The sequence below is a fragment of the Kitasatospora cineracea genome (assembly GCF_003751605.1).
GTDB classification, from domain to species: domain Bacteria; phylum Actinomycetota; class Actinomycetes; order Streptomycetales; family Streptomycetaceae; genus Kitasatospora; species Kitasatospora cineracea.
On record NZ_RJVJ01000001.1, the window covers coordinates 2,272,776 to 2,291,393 of the forward strand.

Below are 18,618 nucleotides of genomic sequence, written 5' to 3' on the forward strand. Positions count from 1 at the left end.
CGGCGGCCCGGGGCCGTACGCTGGCGGGACGACGGCGTGAGGAACAGGCATGCGAGCGGAGCCGGGTCAAGTGGTGGCCGGGCGGTACCGGGTGACGGGCCGTTCGGAGGGGGAGGTCGGCCTTCCTGCGGTGGACGTCCAGAGCGGGGCGCGGGTGCGGCTGTTCGGGCTGGAACTGCCCGAACTGCTGGTGCCCGGGCACCCGGTGGGGGCGCCCGCGCCGTCGTACGGGCCGCGGCTGACCGCCCGGGTCGCGCAGGTCGCGGCCGCCGCCGCCGCGCACCCGCGGCTGCTGCGCGGGCTCGCGGCGGGCCCGGAGGACGAGGTGCTGTGGGTCGCCGAGGAGGCGGTGGGCGGGGTGCCGCTGGAGCGGCTGGCCGGCAACGGCCCCGTCTCGCCGTACCGGGTGGCGGAGATCGGCGCGGACCTGGCGGGCGCCCTGCGGGCGGTGCACGAGGCCGGTCTGACGCACGGGAACCTGACCCTGCGCACGGTGCTGGTCTGCGAGGACGGCGCGGCGATGCTCGGCGGGCTGCTGCTGGGCGCCGCCGAGGAGGAGCTGTGCGCGGCGCTCGGCGGCGAGGTGCCGCGCCGGGTGTACGAGACCCGGGCGCTGATGCTCGGACCGCTCGCCGAGCGCTGGGCGATCGACGCGGGCGCCCCCGCCGACACCTGGGCGCTGGGCGTGCTGCTGTACCGGCTGCTGACCGGCCACGGCCCCTACCCGGAGCACGACCTGCCGACGCTGCTGGCGGCCGTCCGGGACGGGCAGCACCACCCCGCGGACGGCTGCGGCCCGCTGCGGCCGCTGGTCGAACGGCTGCTGCGGCCGGACGCCGCGGCCCGGCCCGACGCGGTCGCCGTGCAGCGGGAACTGCGCGACCTGCTGGCGTTCGCGCCCGAACCGGGCCTGGACGGCCCGCCCGGTTCGCTGCTGCCGGTGCCCCGTCCGGAGGCCGGTCCGCTGGTGCCGCGGCCGGGCGGCGGCCGCCGCCCGGGCCGGCCGACGGACCGTCAGGGCCCGGCCCGCCCGCCGCGGGTGCCGCCGAAACTGCTCGGGCCGCTGGTGCTGGCGGGCGTGCTGGTGCTGCTGTGCGCGGCGATCGGGGTGATCGTCGCGGTCGCGGGCTGAGAGCGCCCGGTCACCGTGCGATGCGGAGGCCGGGGCGCGATTCCCGGCGGGCCCCGGGCGGCCTAGGCTTGCCTCCTGAACCGTCGGTGCGAGCAGGCACACGGTCTGCCAGGACCCCGTCCGACCGGCGGTGGGGGAATGAAGGGGGGGACGGTCATGGGCGCACAGGACCAGTCGACAGGCCGTCTGCTGGCCGGGCGTTACGCGCTCGGCGAGCGCCTGGGACGCGGCGGGATGGGGACCGTCTGGCGTGCCAGGGACGAGATGCTGGACCGGGAGGTGGCCGTCAAGGAGCTGACGGTCAGCCACCTCTCGGAGGAGGACCTGGAGATGCTCCAGACCCGGATGAAGCGCGAGGCCCGGGCCGCGGCCCGGATCAAGCACCCGGGCGTGATCACCATCCACGACGTGCTGGAGCAGGACGGCCGGCCGTGGATCGTGATGGAGCTGGTGGACGGCCGCGCGCTGTCCGACGTGATCAACCAGGACGGCACCCTGACGCCCCGGGAGGCCGCCGACGTCGGCCTCCAGGTGCTCGCCGCCCTGCACCGCGGTCACCAGCTGGGGGTGCTGCACCGCGACGTCAAGCCCGCCAACGTGCTGCTCGAGCACGGCACCGGGCGGGCCGTGCTGCTCGACTTCGGCATCGCCAAGTTCGAGGGCGCGATGGACATCACCCGCCCCGGCGACCTGGTCGGCTCGCCCGACTACCTGGCCCCGGAGCGGGCCCAGGGCCAGCGGCCCGGACCGGCCTCCGACCTGTGGGCGCTCGGCGCGACGCTGTACCACGCGGTCGAGGGCGAGTCGCCGTTCCGCCGGGACAACCCGCTCAGCACGCTCACCGCGGTGGTCGACGAGCCGCTGCCCGAACCGCGCCGGGCCGCCGGGCTCGGACCGGTGCTGGCCGCGCTGATGGCCAAGGACCCGGCCGAGCGGCCCGGCGCCGACGAGACCGGCCGGATGCTGCGCGAGGTCGCCGACGGACACACCGTCAGCATCCGGGTCCCCGAGCAGGCCGGGGAGCCGCGGCTGCCCACCCAGGTCGTCCCGGTGGTCGACCGGACCACCGAGACGGCCGCGGCCGAGGCCGCCGCCGCGGCGGCGGCCGCAGTGGCCGAGCCGGTCACCGAGCCGGTCCGCACCCCGGTGCAGCCGACCGCCCCCGTACCCGCGCCCGCTCCCGTTCCGGCCGCCGGGCCCGTTCCGGCGCCCCGGCGCCGGCGCGGCCGGGCGGTGCTGTGGACGCTGGTCGGCGCGCTGCTGCTGGCCGGGGCGGGCGGCGGTGCGTACTACCTGCACCAGCACCGCGGGACGCCGGTGGTCGCACCCGACCCGACCCCGCCCGGCCCGCTCCCCACCGGGGACAACCCGCTGCCCAGCGACAGCCCGCTGCCCAGCGGCGCGCCCGCGCCCGCCGGGTACACCTGGAAGGACGACCCGGCCGGGTTCCGCTTCCTGCTGCCCACCAACGGCACCTGGGTGCGCACCGAGAAGGACGGCGGGCAGATCTACTACACGCCCGACAAGCAGGAGCACTTCCTGCTGTTCGCGGTGATGGTCGGCCAGCCGCTCGCGCCCGAGGACCACTTCCTGCAGATGGAGGGCTCGCTCAGCAAGAGCCTCACCGACTACCAGCGCACCAGCCTCGACACCGCCAAGATCAAGGGGCAGGAGGCGGCGGTGTGGGAGTTCAGCTTCGGTGCCAAGGACGCCCGCCGCCACGCCAAGGAGGTCGAGTTCCGGCGCGCCGACGGGACGGCGTTCATGGTGTACGTGTCCGGGCCGGAGAAGGACTGGCGCGACAGCCTGCGACAGTTCACCACCGTCCTGAACAACTTCACGCCCACCATCTGACCGGACCCGCCCACCATCTGACCGGACCCGCCCGCCGTCCGACCGGAATCCGACCCGCCGCCTTTTGGTGTTACCGGCGGGTACACAAGTCGGGTTCCAGGGCCTAGGCTGCCCGCATGACGGAGAGCACGATCCAGGGCCGGCGCAACCCCGCGGCGAAGGGGGCGGCGCGCGACGTCGCCTCGGCGGTGCCGGCCGCGCTGGTGGCGCGGCTGGCCGAGGGCGTGACCGCGACCGGCGGGCGGACCGCCGGGACGCTCGCGCCGCTGACCGGCGAGGCGCTGGCCGCGCTGCCGGTCTCCTCGGAGGCGGACGTCGAGCAGGCGTTCACCCAGGCGCGGCGGGCCCAACCCGCCTGGGCCGCACTGTCGGTGCGGCACCGGGCGGGCGTCCTGCTGCGCTTCCACGACCTGCTGCTCAGGCGGCAGGACGAGGTGCTGGACCTCATCCAGGCGGAGACCGGCAAGGCCCGGCTGCACGCCTTCGAGGAGGTCATGGCCGTCGCCTCGGCCGCCCGGCACTACGGCCGCACCGCGCACTCCTACCTGAAGGACCGCCGCCGCGGCGGCGCCGTGCCCGGCCTGACCAGCGCCGTGGAGGCCCGCCGCCCCAAGGGCGTGGTCGGCCAGATCTCGCCGTGGAACTACCCGCTGGAACTGTCCGTCGGCGACGCGCTGCCCGCGCTCGTCGCGGGCAACGCGGTGGTCAACAAGCCGGACACCCAGACCGCGCTGACCGCGCTGTGGGCCCGCGAGCTGTTCGTCGAGGCCGGACTGCCCCCGCAGGTGTGGCAGATCGTGCTCGGCGACGGCCCCGTGGTCGGCCCGCAGGTCGTCGAGCGCGCCGACTACGTCGCCTTCACCGGCTCCACCCGCACCGGCCGCGACGTCGCCCGCCGGGCCGCCGAGCGCCTGGTCGGCGCCTCGCTCGAACTCGGCGGCAAGAACGCCATGCTGGTGCTCGCCGACGCCGACCTGGACCGGGCCGCCGCGGGCGCCGTCCGGGCCTGCTTCTCCTCGGCCGGCCAGCTCTGCATCTCCATCGAACGGCTCTTCGTGCACCGCTCGGTCGCCGACGCCTTCCTGGCCAAGTTCGCCGAGAGGACCGCCGCGCTGCGCCTGGGCGGCGGCCTCGCCTACGGCGCCGACATGGGCTCGCTGGTCTCCCACCGCCAGCTGGAGACCGTCACCCGGCACGTCGAGGAGGCCGTCAAGGCCGGCGCGAAGGTGCTGGCCGGCGGTCAGGCCCGGCCCGACCTGGGCCCGCTGTTCTACGAGCCCACCATCCTCGACGGCGTCACCCCCGAGATGGCGGTCTGCGCCGAGGAGACCTTCGGCCCGGTCGTCTCGGTCTACCGCTTCGACACCGAGGACGAGGCCGTCACCGCCGCCAACGCCACCCCGTACGGCCTGAACTCCAGCGTCTGGACCAAGGACACCCGCCGCGGCCGCAAGGTCGCCGCCCGGCTGCGCACCGGCACCGTCAACGTCAACGAGGCGTACGCCGCCGCCTACGGCTCGGTGGCCTCCCCGATGGGCGGCATGGGCGACTCCGGGCTCGGCCGGCGGCACGGCTCCGAGGGCATCCTGCGCTACACCGAGGCGCAGACCGTCGCGGTGCAGCGGCTGCTGCCGATCGGCCCGTCGATGGGCATGGACGACCGGAAGTTCGCCGAGTTCTTCACCACCGGCCTCAAGGCCATGAAGGCGTTCCGACTCAAGTAGTACGGAGGGGCAGCAGTGTCGTACGACTACGACGTCGTGGTGGTCGGTTCGGGCTTCGGCGGGTCGGTCGCGGCCCTGCGGCTGACCGAGAAGGGCTACCGGGTCGCGGTCCTGGAGGCCGGGCGCAGGTTCCGCCGCGAGGAACTGCCCAGCACCTCCTGGAACCTGCGCGACTACCTGTGGGCACCCGCCCTCGGCCGCTACGGCATTCAGCGCATCCACCTGCTGCGCAACGTGCTGATCCTGGCCGGGGCGGGCGTCGGCGGCGGCTCGCTGAACTACGCCAACACCCTGTACGTGCCGCCGAAGGCGTTCTTCGAGGACCGGCAGTGGCGGCACATCACCGACTGGCAGGCCGAACTCGGCCCGTTCTACGACCAGGCGCAGCGGATGCTCGGCGTCCGGCTCAACCCGACCATGACCCCCTCCGACGTGCACCTGAAGGCCGCCGCCGAGGAGATGGGCTGCGGCGACACCTTCCACCTGGCGCCCGTCGGGGTGTTCTTCGGCGACGGGCAGGACGGCACCGGCGAGGCCAAGGCCGCCCCCGGCGGCGAGGTCGACGACCCGTACTTCGGCGGCGCCGGGCCCCGCCGCAAGGCGTGCACCGAGTGCGGCGAGTGCATGACCGGCTGCCGGCACGGCGCCAAGAACACCCTCACCGAGAACTACCTGTACCTGGCCGAACGGGCCGGCGCCGAGATCCTGCCGATGACCACCGTCAAGCGGCTGCGCCCGCACGGCGAGGGCTACGCCGTCGACGTGCTGCCCACCGACGCCCGCACCCGGCGGGCGCAGAGGGCCGGGGCGCGCACGATCACCGCCGAGCGGGTCGTGGTCGCGGCCGGCACCTACGGCACCCAGAGCCTGCTGCACCGGATGCGCGAGGGCGGGCTGCTGCCCCGGATCTCCGCCCGGCTCGGCCACCTCACCCGCACCAACTCCGAAGCCCTGGTGGGCGCGCAGACCTCCACCCGGCGCTACGGCGAACGCCCCGACTTCACCCGCGGGGTGGCCATCACCTCCTCGGTGCACCCCGACGCCAACACCCACATCGAGCCGGTCCGCTACGGACGGGGCTCCAACGCGATGGGCGCGCTCTCCGTCCAGCAGGTGTCCGGCGCCGGGCGCGGGCCGCGCTGGCTGCGCTACCTGGGCACCGCCGCCCGGCACCCGTGGATCTTCGTCCAGTCGATGAACCAGCACCGCTGGTCGGAGAAGACCATCATCGGCCTGGTCATGCAGTCCCTGGACAACTCGCTGACCGTCTCGCTGAAGAACGGCAGGCTCACCTCCCGGCAGGGCCACGGCGCGCCCAACCCCAGCTGGATCCCGGCCGCCGAGGAGGGCGCCCGGGCGCTGGCCGCCTCCATCAACGGCTTCCCCGGCTCCACCGCGGGCGAGATCTTCGACATCCCGCTGACCGCGCACTTCCTCGGCGGCTGCCCGATCGGCGACAGCGCCGACACCGGCGTCGTCGACCCCTACCACCGGCTGTACGGGCACCCCGGGATCAGCGTGGTCGACGGCTCCGCGGTCTCCGCCAACCTGGGCGTCAACCCCTCGCTGACCATCACCGCGCAGGCCGAGCGCGCCATGTCGATGTGGCCCAACCGCGGCGAGGCCGACCCGCGCCCCGAACCGGGCGCCGCCTACCGCCCGGTGCCGCCCGTCGCCCCGCGCCAACCCGCCGTCCCCGCAGGGGCGTTCGGTGCGCTGCGGCTGCCGCTGCTGCCCGTTCCCGCGGTGCCCCGGCGGGCCCCGGAAGAAGATTGACAGCCCTTCGGCCGCGGTGGGATAAACGGGCCCTCGGAACACGGACCACCCCGGGGGGACCACCATGCCCATCTGCCAGTCCTGCGGAGCGGCCTCGCCCGACCCGGCGGTGACCTGCGCCAACTGCGGGCGGCCGGTCGCCGCACCCGCGATCGGCGACGTCGTCGAGGACACCGGCACCGCCGCGGCCGGCCCCTCCCCGTGGGGCGCCGGCCGGGTGCACCACCCCCGGGAACTGCCCGTCCTCTCCCGCGGCTGGCTGACCGCGGGCCGGGTGCTGATCGCACCGACCGCACTGCTGGTGCTGGCCGCCGTGATCGGCGCGGGCAGCGACGACGGCCGCGCCGGCTCGGAGATCTTCGCCACCGCCTGGTCGGCCGAGGGCTTCCAGACCTGGCTGGCCCTGGTCCTCACCGCCTTCGGCACCCCCCTGCGGATGGTGATGAGCGCGCCCGGCACCAGGGCGGACACCATCTCCAGCGACAGCCACCTGATCATGTACGTGGTCGCGCTGGGCTGGCTGCTGGCGCTCTGGGGCGGCCAGCACCTCACCGCCCGGGCCCGCCGCCGTACCGCCGCCGAGCCGACCGCGGCCGCGGCCGGCCTCCAGGCGCTGCGCACCGGCGCGCTGTCCGCCGCCCTCGCGCTGCTGCTGGGCCTGCTGGCCGGCCACGACGCGGACACCGGCGGGAAGAGCGCCGAGCTGAAGGTCGAGCTCGGCCCCGCGCTGCTGCCGCTGGCGCTGTCCGCGGGCCTGGCCGCGGCCGTCGTGGTGCTGGCCGTGGACGGCGCGCCCGCGCTGCGCGCCGAGGCCGCCCGGCGCGGGTGGCTGGGCAGCCTGCTGCTCGCCTGGCAGCACGCCTCCCGGGTGGTCGGCGGCCTGCTGGTGCTGCTCACCGCCGTCGCGCTGGTGGTGCAGCTCTCCTCCGACACGGCCTTCCCGGACAGCGGCTCGCTGGGCCTGGTCACCAACAACGGCCTGCTGCTCCACGGCGTCGGCAGCGGCGCGACCCTGCTGTCCGCCGGCGCCTTCGGGCTCGGCCACCGGTCGATGTCGCTGTTCGACCTGGGCGGCCACGGCAGCGGCTGGTGGTGCGCGGTGCTGCTGCCGCTGGCCGCCGCGCTGGCGCTCGGCTGGTCCGCGCACCGGGGCCGGCTGGGCCGGCGCGACCGGGCCGTGCTCGCGGGCCTGTACGCGGTGCTCACCGCCGCCCTGCTGCTCGGCACCTCGATCTGGGCCGCCCAGAGCCGGAGCGGCGCCGCCCAGGTCGGCGGGTTCTCGCTGCGGGACCGGGACGCCCTCGGCTGGTCGCTGCCGTCGGTGCTGGTCGCCTGCGCGCTCTGGGCGCTGCTCGGCGCGCTGGTGGTGCCCGCCGTGCTGGACGCCGTGCGCGGCACCCCCGTACCGGTGCCCGCCCCGGCCGCCCCCGCCGTCCCGCCCGCGCCGCCCGTCCCGCCGATGCCCGCCGCACCGCCGCTGCCCGGGCAGACCGTGACCGACACCCTCGCGCACGGGTCGGTCGAGCTGGTGGTCGACGTGCCGCCGGCCGCCGCCGCCGTCGCCGACCAGGGCGGGGACCCGCACGCCGCGTACCGGCGCCCGGACGCCGGCTGAGCCCGCAGGGCCCCCGGACAGGGCAAAGGGCCCCGCGGGGGAACGGGGCCCTTTGTCGCAGCACTCGGCGTCAGGGCCGCGCCGGTGCTGGGAGACGGCGCCGGGGGAGGAGCGCCGTCCGGGAAGGATGGTCATGGCACGCGCCGGGGCCGTCCGGGCCTCACGGAGCGTGAAAGGGGGCCGTGCGGGTCGACGGCCTCATCGCGGCCGGGGGTGTACGGTGAGCCCCCGCCTCCCAGCATCGTCGTGGACGAGGGCCTTGCCGTGCAACCGATTCGGCGTAAAAGAAAGGATGGACGGAACAGGACACGGCGCGGGGGAGCGCCGGACCGGACCGCCAAGGGGTGGTCACCGTCCGTGATAACGGCTTGCGGGGCGTACCGGGGCGTACGCCGGAGCGGGCGGCTGACTGAGGTGTGGCGGCCGGCACCGGTACCGGCCGCCACACCCCGGGTCCGCCCGGTCGCGGACGGGGTCGCTGTCCCCTGCTGACCCGACCGCGGCACCGGGGCGCGGTCCCACGGCGGGCCCGTGCCCGCCACGCGCACCCGGTGGACCGGAAATGATCCACGCGTGGTTCCGCCGCCCGGTGCGGCCCGCACCTGGAGGGTGCCGGCGTCTCGTGCGGTCTCCCGGTGCAACGATTCGCCCGCCCGGCCGGTCACGGGCGGCGGTGCGGGCAGTCGGGTGAAAGCGTCCCGGTAGACTCGGGGGCGACACCCCCTTGTACCGCCGCCGGAAGGCCGTCTGTGTCCGCTGATACACCCGCCCAGTCCGCACCCGAGAACGACACCGTCCTGGTCGTCGACTTCGGTGCCCAGTACGCCCAGCTCATCGCCCGTCGGGTGCGTGAGGCGCGGGTCTACAGCGAGATCGTGCCGAGCTCCATGCCGGTCGCCGAGATGCTCGCCAAGAACCCGAAGGCGATCATCCTCTCCGGCGGTCCGTCGTCGGTGTACGAGGAAGGCGCCCCGCAGCTCGACCGCGCGCTCTTCGAGGCCGGCGTCCCGGTCTTCGGCATGTGCTACGGCTTCCAGCTGATGGCCAAGACCCTCGGCGGCACCGTCGACAACAGCGGCGCCCGCGAGTACGGCCGCACCGCGCTGACCGTCACCCGCTCCGGCTCCACCCTGTTCGAGGGCACCCCGGACCAGCAGTCGGTGTGGATGTCGCACGGCGACGCCTGCTCGGCCGCGCCCGCGGGCTTCACCGTCACCGCCTCCACCGACGTGGTGCCGGTCGCCGCCTTCGAGAACGACGACCTCAAGCTGTACGGCGTGCAGTACCACCCCGAGGTGATGCACTCCGAGCACGGCCAGCAGGTGCTGGAGCACTTCCTGTACCGCGGCGCCGGCATCGCCCCGAACTGGACCACGACCAACGTGGTCGAGGAGCAGGTCGCGCTGATCCGCGAGCAGGTCGGCGACAAGCGCGCCGTCTGCGGCCTGTCCGGCGGCGTGGACTCCGCGGTCGCCGCCGCACTGGTGGCCCGCGCCATCGGCGACCGGCTGACCTGCGTGTACGTCGACCACGGCCTGATGCGCAAGGGCGAGACCGAGCAGGTCGAGAAGGACTTCGTCGCGGCCACCGGCGTCAAGCTGGTCGTGGTCGACGCCGAGGAGCGCTTCCTGACCGCGCTGAAGGGCGTCAGCGACCCCGAGCAGAAGCGCAAGATCATCGGCCGCGAGTTCATCCGGGTCTTCGAGCAGGCCCAGGCCGAGATCGTCGCCGACGAGGGCCCCGCCGTGGAGTTCCTGGTCCAGGGCACCCTGTACCCGGACGTGGTGGAGTCCGGCGGCGGCACCGGCACCGCCAACATCAAGTCCCACCACAACGTCGGCGGCCTCCCCGAGGACCTCGAGTTCCAGCTCGTCGAGCCGCTGCGCAAGCTGTTCAAGGACGAGGTCCGGATGGTCGGCCAGGAGCTCGGCCTGCCCGCCGAGATCGTCCAGCGCCAGCCGTTCCCCGGCCCCGGCCTCGGCATCCGGATCGTCGGCGAGGTCACCAAGGAGCGCCTCGACCTGCTCCGCGAGGCCGACGCCATCGCCCGCGAGGAACTGACCCTGGCCGGCCTGGACGCCCAGATCTGGCAGTGCCCCGTGGTGCTGCTGGCCGACGTCCGCTCCGTCGGCGTGCAGGGCGACGGCCGCACCTACGGCCACCCGATCGTGCTGCGCCCGGTCTCCTCCGAGGACGCCATGACCGCGGACTGGTCGCGCCTGCCCTACGAGGTGCTGGCGAAGATCTCCACCCGGATCACCAACGAGGTCAAGGACGTGAACCGGGTCGTCCTGGACGTCACCTCCAAGCCGCCGGGCACCATCGAGTGGGAGTGATCCCACCGGCAACCGTGTGACCGCGCCGCTGCTTCCCGCGCCAGGGGAGTGGCGGCGCGGCCATGTGGGAAGGGCACCGGGCACAATCGGACCCGACCCCGCCGGCGGACGGCGGGCGGCGAGCGGCGAGCGAGAGGGCGGCAACGATGGCGACCGGCACCGGCGGCACGGCGGGCACCAGGACCACCGAGTGGAAGGCCCCGGGCGCGCGCTACGCGCTGCTGCCGCTGCGGCTGTTCCTGGGGGCGACCTTCGTCTACGCGGCCTTCGACAAGCTCTCCGACGCGCACTACCTGGCCGGCGCCGGCGACGCCGCCTCCTTCTACTCCCAGACCAGGGCGGCCCAGGACAACAGCCCGATCGGCTGGGCGCTGGGCCCCGCGCTGCACGCGCCGACCTTCTTCGGCCTGCTGATCGCCTTCGGCGAACTCGCCGTCGGCCTCGGCACCCTGTTCGGCCTGTGGGGCCGGGTCGCCGCGCTCGGCGGCGCACTGCTGTCCGCCACCCTCTGGCTGACCGTCAGCTTCCACACCACCCCGTACTACCTCGGCAACGACCTGGCCTACCTGCTGGCCTGGACGCCGCTGCTGCTGGCCGGCACCCCCTACCTGTCGGTCGACGGCTACCTCGCCGCCCGGGCCGCCCGCGACCGGGCCCGCGGCCTCGCCGAGGACGCGGTGCGCCGCCGCGCCCTGCTGGACGGCGGCATCGCGGCCGTCGCGCTCGGCGGCGCCGGGCTGCTCTCCGGCTCGCTCACCGCGAGCTTCGGCCGGGACGAGACCCCCGTCGCGGCCGGGACCGCGGGCGGGGCCGGCGCCACCAGCCCCGTCCCGCAGCCCGGGCCCGCGGTGCCCGCCGCGCAGGTCCCGGTCGGCGGCTCCGCCACCGTCAAGGACCCGGCCAGCGGCGACGCCGTGTACATCGTCCAGCCCGCCGCCGGGCAGTACGCCGGACTGTCCTCGGTCTGCACCCACTCCGGCTGCGCGGTCAACCCGCCCAAGGACGGCAAGCTGTACTGCCCCTGCCACGGCTCCACCTTCGACGCCGCCACCGGCGCGGTCATCACCGGCCCGGCCGTGAAGCCGCTGCCCAAGTACGCCGTCACCAAGAGCGGCGACCGGCTGGAGCTCGGCCCGCAGCAGTCCTAGTCGAGGCTGTGGTCGTCGTCGCGGGCCCCGCCCCGGCCGCGGCGGGAGGCCGCCACCAGGGCGCCGGCCAGGCCGCCCGCGCCGAGCACGATGCACGCCAGCGGCAGCACGAAGCGGCTGTTCACCTCCCGGTCGTTCAGCGAGGCCACCAGGTACAGCACCGCCAGGGCGGTGAACAGCCCGCCCGCGACCAGCGCGTACAGGTCGAACCGATGCTTCCTCATCACCGCACCACCTCGATGTCGCCGGCGCCCACCGTCACCGTCAGTTCCAGTACTCCCCTGGACGGTTGTCCGTCCGGGACCTCGATCACCACGTCCTCGTTGGTGAACGGCCCGTCGAAGCGCTGCCCGTCCGGCAGGTCGACGTCGCCCGCGCCGTCGCGCAGCTTCAGCCGCAGCTCCACCCCGGCGGGCACCGTCACCCGGGCGCTGCCCGCGCCGACCCGCAGCTCGGTGGCGAGGGTGCCGCCGTGCGGGTCCAGCGCCGACAGGTCCAGGCGGGCGTCGCCGAGGCCCAGCGTGTACCGCGAGCGCAGGTCGTCCTGGGCGGCCGTCCAGTTGCGGTCGCCGGTGGAGTCGGCGACCGTCGCCGAGGTGCCGGCCGCCAGCACCAGGCCCGCCGTCAGCAGCAGCGCCAGCAGGGTCAGCCCGCGGGCCCGCCCCCAGCGGGAGCTGATCGCCATGGCCAGGCCCAGCGGCAGCAGCGCCACCGCCAGCACCGTCGACCAGCGGTGCTCGCCGTGCCCGGCCGCCCCCACCGCCCAGGACGCGCCGAGCGAGACCAGCACCGCCGACGCCCCCAGCACCGAGCGGCCGCGCTCGGCCTTGCGCCGGGCCTTCCACTCGCGGTGCCGGGCCATGTTCTCCCGGTGCTGCTCCATGGCCTGGCGCTGGGCCTCGTGGCGCCGGTCGGCCCGCTCCCGGAAGTCCGCCATCCGGCGTTCCGTCCGGTCCTGGTGGGTCTCCTCGCGCGGCTCCTTGCGCAGCGGGTCGCCCTCCGGCAGGTCGGTGCGCTGCCACCACGGCCGGGCGGGCGCCCCCGGCGGCGGCGTGGCGCCGCCGTACGGGTCGCGCTCCGGGTGCCGCGGGTCCCACAGGTAGCCGGACGGGCCGACCGGCGGGGTGTCGCCGTACTCCTCGGAGCGGGCCGTCCCGGCCTCCGCGTGCCGGGCCCGGATCCGCTCGTGCAGCTCCGCGCTGCGGGCCCGCCACTCGACCCGCAGGTCCCGGCCGACCGACTCGCTCCAGGTCTTCCAGTCGGCGAACGGGCCGGAGTCCTCCAGCCGGTCGCGCGGGGCGGCCCCGGGGGCCGGTGCGGCCGGGTTCTCGCCGTCGAAGCGGCGCCGCCGCTCCGGGTCGTAGCGCAGCGCCAGGAACACCAGCGCGGCGACCAGCAGCAGCGGGAACAGCTGGCCGCCGTCGCCCATCGAGGAGAAGAACACCCCGGTGCCGATCACCGTCACCAGCACCGCGCCCACCGACTGGCCGTCGACCCGGCCGGTCAGCACCCGCTGCAGCTCGGTGCTGCCGCCCTCGCCGTCCGCGGCCTCCCGCGGCACCACCAGCCAGGCCAGCCCGTACAGGAACAGCCCGAGTCCGCCGGTCAGGCCGAGCACCGCGATCACCACCCGGAACACCACCGGGTCGATGTCCAGGTAGCGGCCGAGGCCGCCGCACACGCCCGCCACCACCCGGTGCCGGGAGGAGCGGGTGAGCGCCGGGCGGCCCGCTTCGGGGGCGGCCGGCGGTTCCTCCGGGATCTGGTCGTCCGTCATGCCTCCATCCTTCCGGGCCGCCGGGCCCCGCCCAACCGTCCGGGGCCCGGGAGCGACCCTGAACTGTCCCTGAGGGCGGACTAGGGGCCGGACCCTGATGCGCCGCCGCACCGGCACCTGCCACCATCGGTGCCGTGGCCGTACCCGAGACCAGAAGCACCGAGCCCGTCCCGACCGACCCGCCGGACGGCGGGTCGCCCTACCGGCGGCTGTACCGCAGCCCGCACGGCCGGATCCTCGGCGGCGTCTGCCAGGGCCTGGCCACCCACCTCGGCGTGCCCGTCACCTGGGTGCGGCTGGCGTTCATCGTGCTGTTCTTCTCCGAGGGCATCGGCGCCCTGCTGTACGCCGCGTTCTGGGTGGTGGTGCCGCTGGGCATCAACCAGGCCGTCCCCGGCGCCGCCCCCGCCCGCCGCCCGGCCGCCGACCCCGGCCGCTTCGGGTGGCTGCGCGACCTGCTGGAGCGCACCTTCCACGGCGAGCAGGACGCCCCCGCCGCGGCCGGCGACGGCCCGGCCCCGGCGGGCGCCCGGACCGGCCGGGGCGGCAGCATGGGCCAGTTGTTCGCGCTGGTCGCCCTGGTGATCGGCGTGATGGCGCTGCTGTCCGCGCTCGGCATCCAGACCGCCAAGCCGTACGTGTGGCCGCTGCTCGCGGTCGGCATCGGCGTCGCCCTGGTGTGGCGGCAGGCCGACGACTCGCGCTGGCAGAGCTGGTTCGGCCCGACGCCGGGCAGCCGCCGCGGCGCCTACCTGCGGGTGCTGGCCGGGGCGCTGCTGGTGGTGGCCGGCATCATCGGCTACTTCGTCACCCAGGGCGTGGACTCCCCGGTCGCGCTGGTCATCGAGTCCTCGCTGGCCGTGGTGGCGGGCGTGCTGGTGCTCGGCGGGCCGTCCATGCTGCGGATGTGGCAGGACCTCGGCGCCGAGCGCACCGCCCGGATCCGGGCCCAGGAGCGGGCCGAGATCGCCGCGCACGTGCACGACTCGGTGCTGCACACCCTCACCCTGATCCAGCGCCGGGCCGAGGACCCCAAGGAGGTGCTGCGCCTGGCCCGCGCCCAGGAGCGCGAACTGCGCCTGTGGCTGTACCGCCCGGAGGCCGCCGCCGAGGCCGCCCCCGACACCCTGGCCGAGCACCTGCGCGAGATCGTCGCCGAGGTCGAGGACCGGCACGGCGTCCACCTGGAGCTGGTCTGCGTCGGCGACTGCCCGATGGACGAGAAGATCGCCTCGCAGATGCAGGCGGCCAGGGAAGCCATGGTGAACGCCGCCAAGTACGGTGGCGGTGGACCGGTCCAGGTCTACGCGGAGGTGGAGGGGAGGACGGTGTCGGTGTTCGTCCGCGACCACGGCCCCGGCTTCGACCCCGACGACCTCCCCGAGGACCGCATGGGCGTACGCGAATCGATCATCGGCCGGATGCGGCGCAACGGGGGCACCGCGCGGGTGCGGCCCGCGCCGGACGGCGGGACCGAGGTCGAGCTGGAGATGGAGAGGGCGGCAGATGACTGACGCAGCGTCAGCGGAGGCACCCGGCAGGCGGGCCCGGGTGGTGCTGGTGGACGACCACCGGATGTTCCGCACCGGCGTGCGGGCCGAGATCGGGCGCACCGACGAGACCGGCATCGACGTGGTCGGCGAGGCCGACGACGTCGAGTCCGCGGTCCGGGTGGTCGCCGAGACCCGGCCCGACGTGGTGCTGCTCGACGTGCACCTGCCCGGCGGCGGCGGCGTCGAGGTGCTGCGCCGCTCGGCCGGCGTCGAGGGGGTGCGCTTCCTCGCGCTGTCCGTCTCGGACGCCGCCGAGGACGTGATCGGCGTGATCCGCGGCGGCGCCCGCGGCTACGTCACCAAGACCATCACCGGCACCGACCTGGTCAACGCGATCTTCCGGATCTCCGACGGCGACGCGGTGTTCTCGCCCCGGCTGGCCGGCTTCGTGCTCGACGCGTTCGCCGCCACCGACACCCCGCCGGTCGACGAGGACCTCGACCGGCTCACCCAGCGCGAGCGCGAGGTGCTGCGGCTGATCGCCCGCGGCTACGCCTACAAGGAGATCGCCAAGCAGCTGTTCATCTCGGTGAAGACCGTGGAGAGCCACGTCTCCGCGGTGCTGCGCAAGCTCCAGCTCTCCAACCGGCACGAACTGACCCGCTGGGCCACCGCCCGCCGCCTGGTCTGACACCCCGGCGTCCCCCGCCGGGCCGCCCGGCGGGGGAGCGGCGGTGCACCCGGACGGGTGACGGTGTGTTTGGATGGGAGCCGTGCCGACCCCCCGCCCCCGTCGCCCCCCGGCCCCCGGAGCGGACCACGGTCCCGCCCCCGGCCCGGACACCGGCCCGGCCGGCCGGCGGCGCGCCGGACAGGCCCTGTCGGCCCGGGCCGGCCGCCTGCTGTGGGTCTGGCCCGCCGCGCTGACCCTCGCGGCCTGCCTGTACGGGGCGGGCGGACCACTGCTGTGGGACGACGAACTCGCCACCTGGAACGCGGCGAACCGCTCCCCGGCCGAGATCTTCCACCTGCTGGGGAACGTGGACGCCGTGACCGGCGCCTACTACCTGCTGATCCACTTCTGGGCCGAGGCGTTCGGGCACTCCGCCGCCGCGCTGCGGGCCCCCTCCGCGCTGGCCATGGCCGGGGCCGCCGCCTTCGTCGCGCTGACCGGCCGCAAGCTCTTCACGCCCACCGCCGGCCTGGTCGCGGGCCTGCTGTTCGCATTGACCCCGTCGGTGTCCCGGTACGGGCAGGAGGTCCGCGGCTACGCCTTCGTGGTGCTCTTCGCCGCCGCCGCGACCTTCCTGCTGCTGCGCGCCCTGGAACGGCCCACCGCCGGACGCTGGGTGCTGTACGCGCTCGCGCTGGCCGGCGCCGGACTGTTCCACGTCGTCGCGCTGGTCCTGATCGTCCCGCACACCCTGGTCGCCGCCGGGCGGTGGCGGACCGGCCGCGCGCGCGGCGTGCCGGTCGGCCACCCGCTCGCCGTCCTCGGCGCGGTGCTGCCGCTGCTCCCGCTGATCGCGCTCGGCCAGGACCAGGTCGGCCGGCAGCTCGGCTGGCTGGCCAAGCCCACCGTCCCGGCCGTCGCCCGGATGTGGCCCAACCTGTACGGCTCGGCCTGGGTCGCCCTGCTGGTGCTCGCCTGCGCGGCGCTGCCGCTGGCCTGGCCGCACGGGCGCCGCCCGGCGGTGGAGGTCGGCCTGGTCGCCGTGCTGCCGATCCCGCTGCTGTGGGCCGCCTCGCAGGGGCACACCTCCTACTTCCTCGACCGCTACCTGCTCTTCACGCTGCCCGCCTGGACCGTGCTGGCCGGGGCCGGCCTCGCCGCGCTGCGCCCCCGCGCGCTCACCGCGATCGGCCTGGCCGCCGTCCTGGTGCTCGGCGCGCACGACCAGCGGGTGGTGCGCCAGCGCTACGCGCACACCACGTGGGACGGCGCGGCCGCGGCGAAGGTGATCGCCGACGGCTACCGGCCCGGCGACGGCGTCGCGCCGCAGCGCTACGGGAAGGCGGTCTTCGCGGCCATCCCCACCGCGCTCGACCTCTACCTGCCCGAACGGGTCCGGCTCGACGACGTCTTCGTCGAACGGAGCGCGGTCCGACTCGGCGACCTCTACCCGCAGATGGCCACCGACCCGGCGGCCCGGCTGGACGGCGTCCGACGGGTCTGGGTGGTCACCCTGGTCGACGACGACGCCGTCGGACCCGACGGCGCCCGCGCCACCGCGCACGACGACCCGTTCGCGGGCTTCGACCCCGCCGAGGCGGCGGCGCTGCGGGCGGCCTTCCCGAAGAGCACCGTCACCCACCGGCACAACGTGCTGATCGCCCTGCTGGAGCGCTGACCGGGGCGGGCGGGCCCGGGCCGGCCGGGGCGCCGCGGGCGCGGTCGTCCGTCCGGGGCCCGGGTGCGGCGAGCCTGCGGTTCCCGCCCCACCCCGCTGCATAGCGTGGGCGCCGTGCCAGCCACCCCCCGCGACCGCGCCCGGCGGGCGCCCGCCGGACGGGGCGGGCCGTGGCCCGGGTCCTGACCCGGGCCGCCGAGGCCGGCCGCCCCGCCGACCGCGCACCCGCCGCCCGCCGACGCCCCCGGTACCCCCGCCCCGCCGTCCGGGCCGCCCTGCTCGGCCACCTCGCCGTCCGGGCCGCCGGAGTCCTGCTGCTGGCCGGCTGGGCCGGCCCGGTCGGCGCCGCGCACCGGCTCGACGGCATGTGGGACGCCCACTGGTACCGGCAGATCGCCCTGCACGGCTACGCGGGCACCCCGCCGGTGCCCGGCCCGTACGGCCCGTACGAGGCGTACGCGTTCTTCCCCGGATACCCGCTCCTGGTCCGGGCCGCCGCGCTGCTGCTCCCGGTCGGCGCGGCGGCGCTCGCGGTGGCCTGGGCGGCGTCGCTGGCCGCCGCCGGGGGGATCTTCGCGGTCGCCGCCCGGCTGTACGGCGACCGGGCCGGGGTGTGCGCCGCCGTGCTGTGGGGCGTCCTGCCGTACGCGGTGGTGGAGAGCGCCGCCTACTCGGAGCCGCTGTTCACCGCCTTCGCCGCCTGGTCCGTGCACGCGGCGCTCCGGCGCCGCTGGGTGGCCGCCGGGCTGCTGTGCGCCGCCGCCGGGCTGACCCGCCCGACCGGGGCCGCGCTCGCCCTGGCGGTCGCCGCCGCCGCGCTGCTGGAGTGGGCGCGGCCGGGCCCGGGCGCGGCCGGCCGCCGCGACCCGCGGGCCCTGGCCGGGGCGGTGCTGGCGCCGCTGGGCTGCGCCGGCTTCGTCGCCTGGGTGGGGTGGCGCAAGGGCCGCTGGGACGGCTACTTCCGGGTCCAGGACGCCTGGCAGAGCCGGTTCGACCTCGGCCGCTCCACCCTGCTCGCCTTCCGCCGCCTGCTGACCGCCGCCGAACCGGTCTGGCTGGCCGACGTGGTCGCCGCCGGCACCCTGCTGGCCGCCGTGCTGCTGCTGGCGCTCTCGGCGCTGCGCCGCCAGCCGCCGGTGCTGCTGCTGTACAGCGCCGCGATGCTGGCCCTGGCGCTCGGCGACGCCGCCTACTTCACCTCCCGGGCGCGCTTCCTGCTGCCCGCCTTCGGACTGCTGCTCCCGCTCGCCACCGCCCTGGCCCGCACCCGCGGCCGGGCGGTGCCCGCGGTGCTGCTCGGCGCGGCCGCGCTGCTCTCCGCGGCGTACGGCGGCCACGTCGTCCTGGTCTACCCGGACGCCCCGTGACCCGCCCCCGCGGTGCCGGGCCGCCGGAACCCGCGGTCCCCGCGG

At 76.0% G+C, this 18,618-nt stretch carries 13 protein-coding genes; 11 read left to right on the top strand and 2 right to left on the bottom strand.

The window, feature by feature from the left end:
- Positions 1–49: 49 nt before the first annotated feature.
- From EDD39_RS10560 to EDD39_RS42515, 7 genes are all read left to right on the top strand, one after another.
- Complete coding sequence (locus tag EDD39_RS10560; RefSeq protein WP_123555054.1) at positions 50–1,132, top strand: protein kinase; 1,083 nt, start codon at positions 50–52, stop codon at positions 1,130–1,132.
- 156 nt (positions 1,133–1,288) lie between these two features.
- Positions 1,289–2,986 (top strand): serine/threonine-protein kinase, encoded by a 1,698-nt coding sequence (locus tag EDD39_RS10565; RefSeq protein ID WP_123555056.1) that lies wholly within the window; start codon positions 1,289–1,291, stop codon positions 2,984–2,986.
- 116 nt (positions 2,987–3,102) lie between these two features.
- Positions 3,103–4,710, top strand: a complete 1,608-nt coding sequence (locus tag EDD39_RS10570) for a succinic semialdehyde dehydrogenase (RefSeq protein ID WP_123555058.1) — start codon at positions 3,103–3,105, stop codon at positions 4,708–4,710.
- Positions 4,711–4,725: 15 nt separating this feature from the next.
- Positions 4,726–6,486 carry a GMC oxidoreductase gene (locus tag EDD39_RS10575; RefSeq protein WP_123555060.1) on the top strand — a complete coding sequence of 587 codons (1,761 nt, stop codon included), beginning with the start codon at positions 4,726–4,728 and terminating at the stop codon, positions 6,484–6,486.
- Between the two features lie 64 nt (positions 6,487–6,550).
- Positions 6,551–8,101, top strand: a complete 1,551-nt coding sequence (locus EDD39_RS10580) for a zinc ribbon domain-containing protein (protein ID WP_148089425.1) — start codon at positions 6,551–6,553, stop codon at positions 8,099–8,101.
- Positions 8,102–8,850: 749 nt separating this feature from the next.
- Positions 8,851–10,437: a glutamine-hydrolyzing GMP synthase gene (guaA, locus tag EDD39_RS10585; protein WP_123555065.1), complete on the top strand. Its 1,587-nt coding sequence runs from the start codon at positions 8,851–8,853 to the stop codon at positions 10,435–10,437.
- A gap of 146 nt (positions 10,438–10,583) precedes the next feature.
- Positions 10,584–11,585, top strand: a complete 1,002-nt coding sequence (locus EDD39_RS42515; RefSeq protein WP_123555067.1) for a Rieske 2Fe-2S domain-containing protein — start codon at positions 10,584–10,586, stop codon at positions 11,583–11,585.
- Here the strand turns inward: EDD39_RS42515 and EDD39_RS10595 are convergent.
- Together EDD39_RS10595 and EDD39_RS10600 are read right to left on the bottom strand one after the other, a co-directional pair.
- Positions 11,582–11,809, bottom strand: coding sequence for a hypothetical protein (locus tag EDD39_RS10595; protein ID WP_030457364.1), 228 nt, complete (start codon positions 11,807–11,809; stop codon positions 11,582–11,584). The two genes, EDD39_RS42515 and EDD39_RS10595, sit on opposite strands and share 4 nt — an antisense overlap.
- The gene (locus tag EDD39_RS10600) at positions 11,809–13,362 is read right to left on the bottom strand and encodes a PspC domain-containing protein (protein WP_123555069.1); all 1,554 of its coding nucleotides are present in this window, start codon (positions 13,360–13,362) and stop codon (positions 11,809–11,811) included. The genes EDD39_RS10595 and EDD39_RS10600 overlap by 1 nt, the downstream gene beginning before the upstream one ends.
- A gap of 134 nt (positions 13,363–13,496) precedes the next feature.
- Here EDD39_RS10600 and EDD39_RS10605 point away from each other — a divergent pair, with 134 nt between their 5' ends.
- The 4 genes from EDD39_RS10605 to EDD39_RS10620 all read left to right on the top strand — a co-directional run bounded on the left by EDD39_RS10605 (position 13,497) and on the right by EDD39_RS10620 (position 18,573).
- The gene (locus EDD39_RS10605; protein WP_123555071.1) at positions 13,497–14,876 is read left to right on the top strand and encodes an ATP-binding protein; all 1,380 of its coding nucleotides are present in this window, start codon (positions 13,497–13,499) and stop codon (positions 14,874–14,876) included.
- Positions 14,869–15,546 carry a LuxR C-terminal-related transcriptional regulator gene (locus EDD39_RS10610; RefSeq protein WP_030457361.1) on the top strand — a complete coding sequence of 226 codons (678 nt, stop codon included), beginning with the start codon at positions 14,869–14,871 and terminating at the stop codon, positions 15,544–15,546. Before EDD39_RS10605 ends, EDD39_RS10610 begins: the two co-directional genes overlap by 8 nt.
- 82 nt (positions 15,547–15,628) lie before the next feature.
- Positions 15,629–17,206: a glycosyltransferase family 39 protein gene (locus EDD39_RS10615; protein ID WP_162869987.1), complete on the top strand. Its 1,578-nt coding sequence runs from the start codon at positions 15,629–15,631 to the stop codon at positions 17,204–17,206.
- Positions 17,207–17,376: 170 nt separating this feature from the next.
- Positions 17,377–18,573, top strand: coding sequence for a hypothetical protein (locus EDD39_RS10620; RefSeq protein ID WP_244256668.1), 1,197 nt, complete (start codon positions 17,377–17,379; stop codon positions 18,571–18,573).
- Positions 18,574–18,618: the final 45 nt, after the last annotated feature.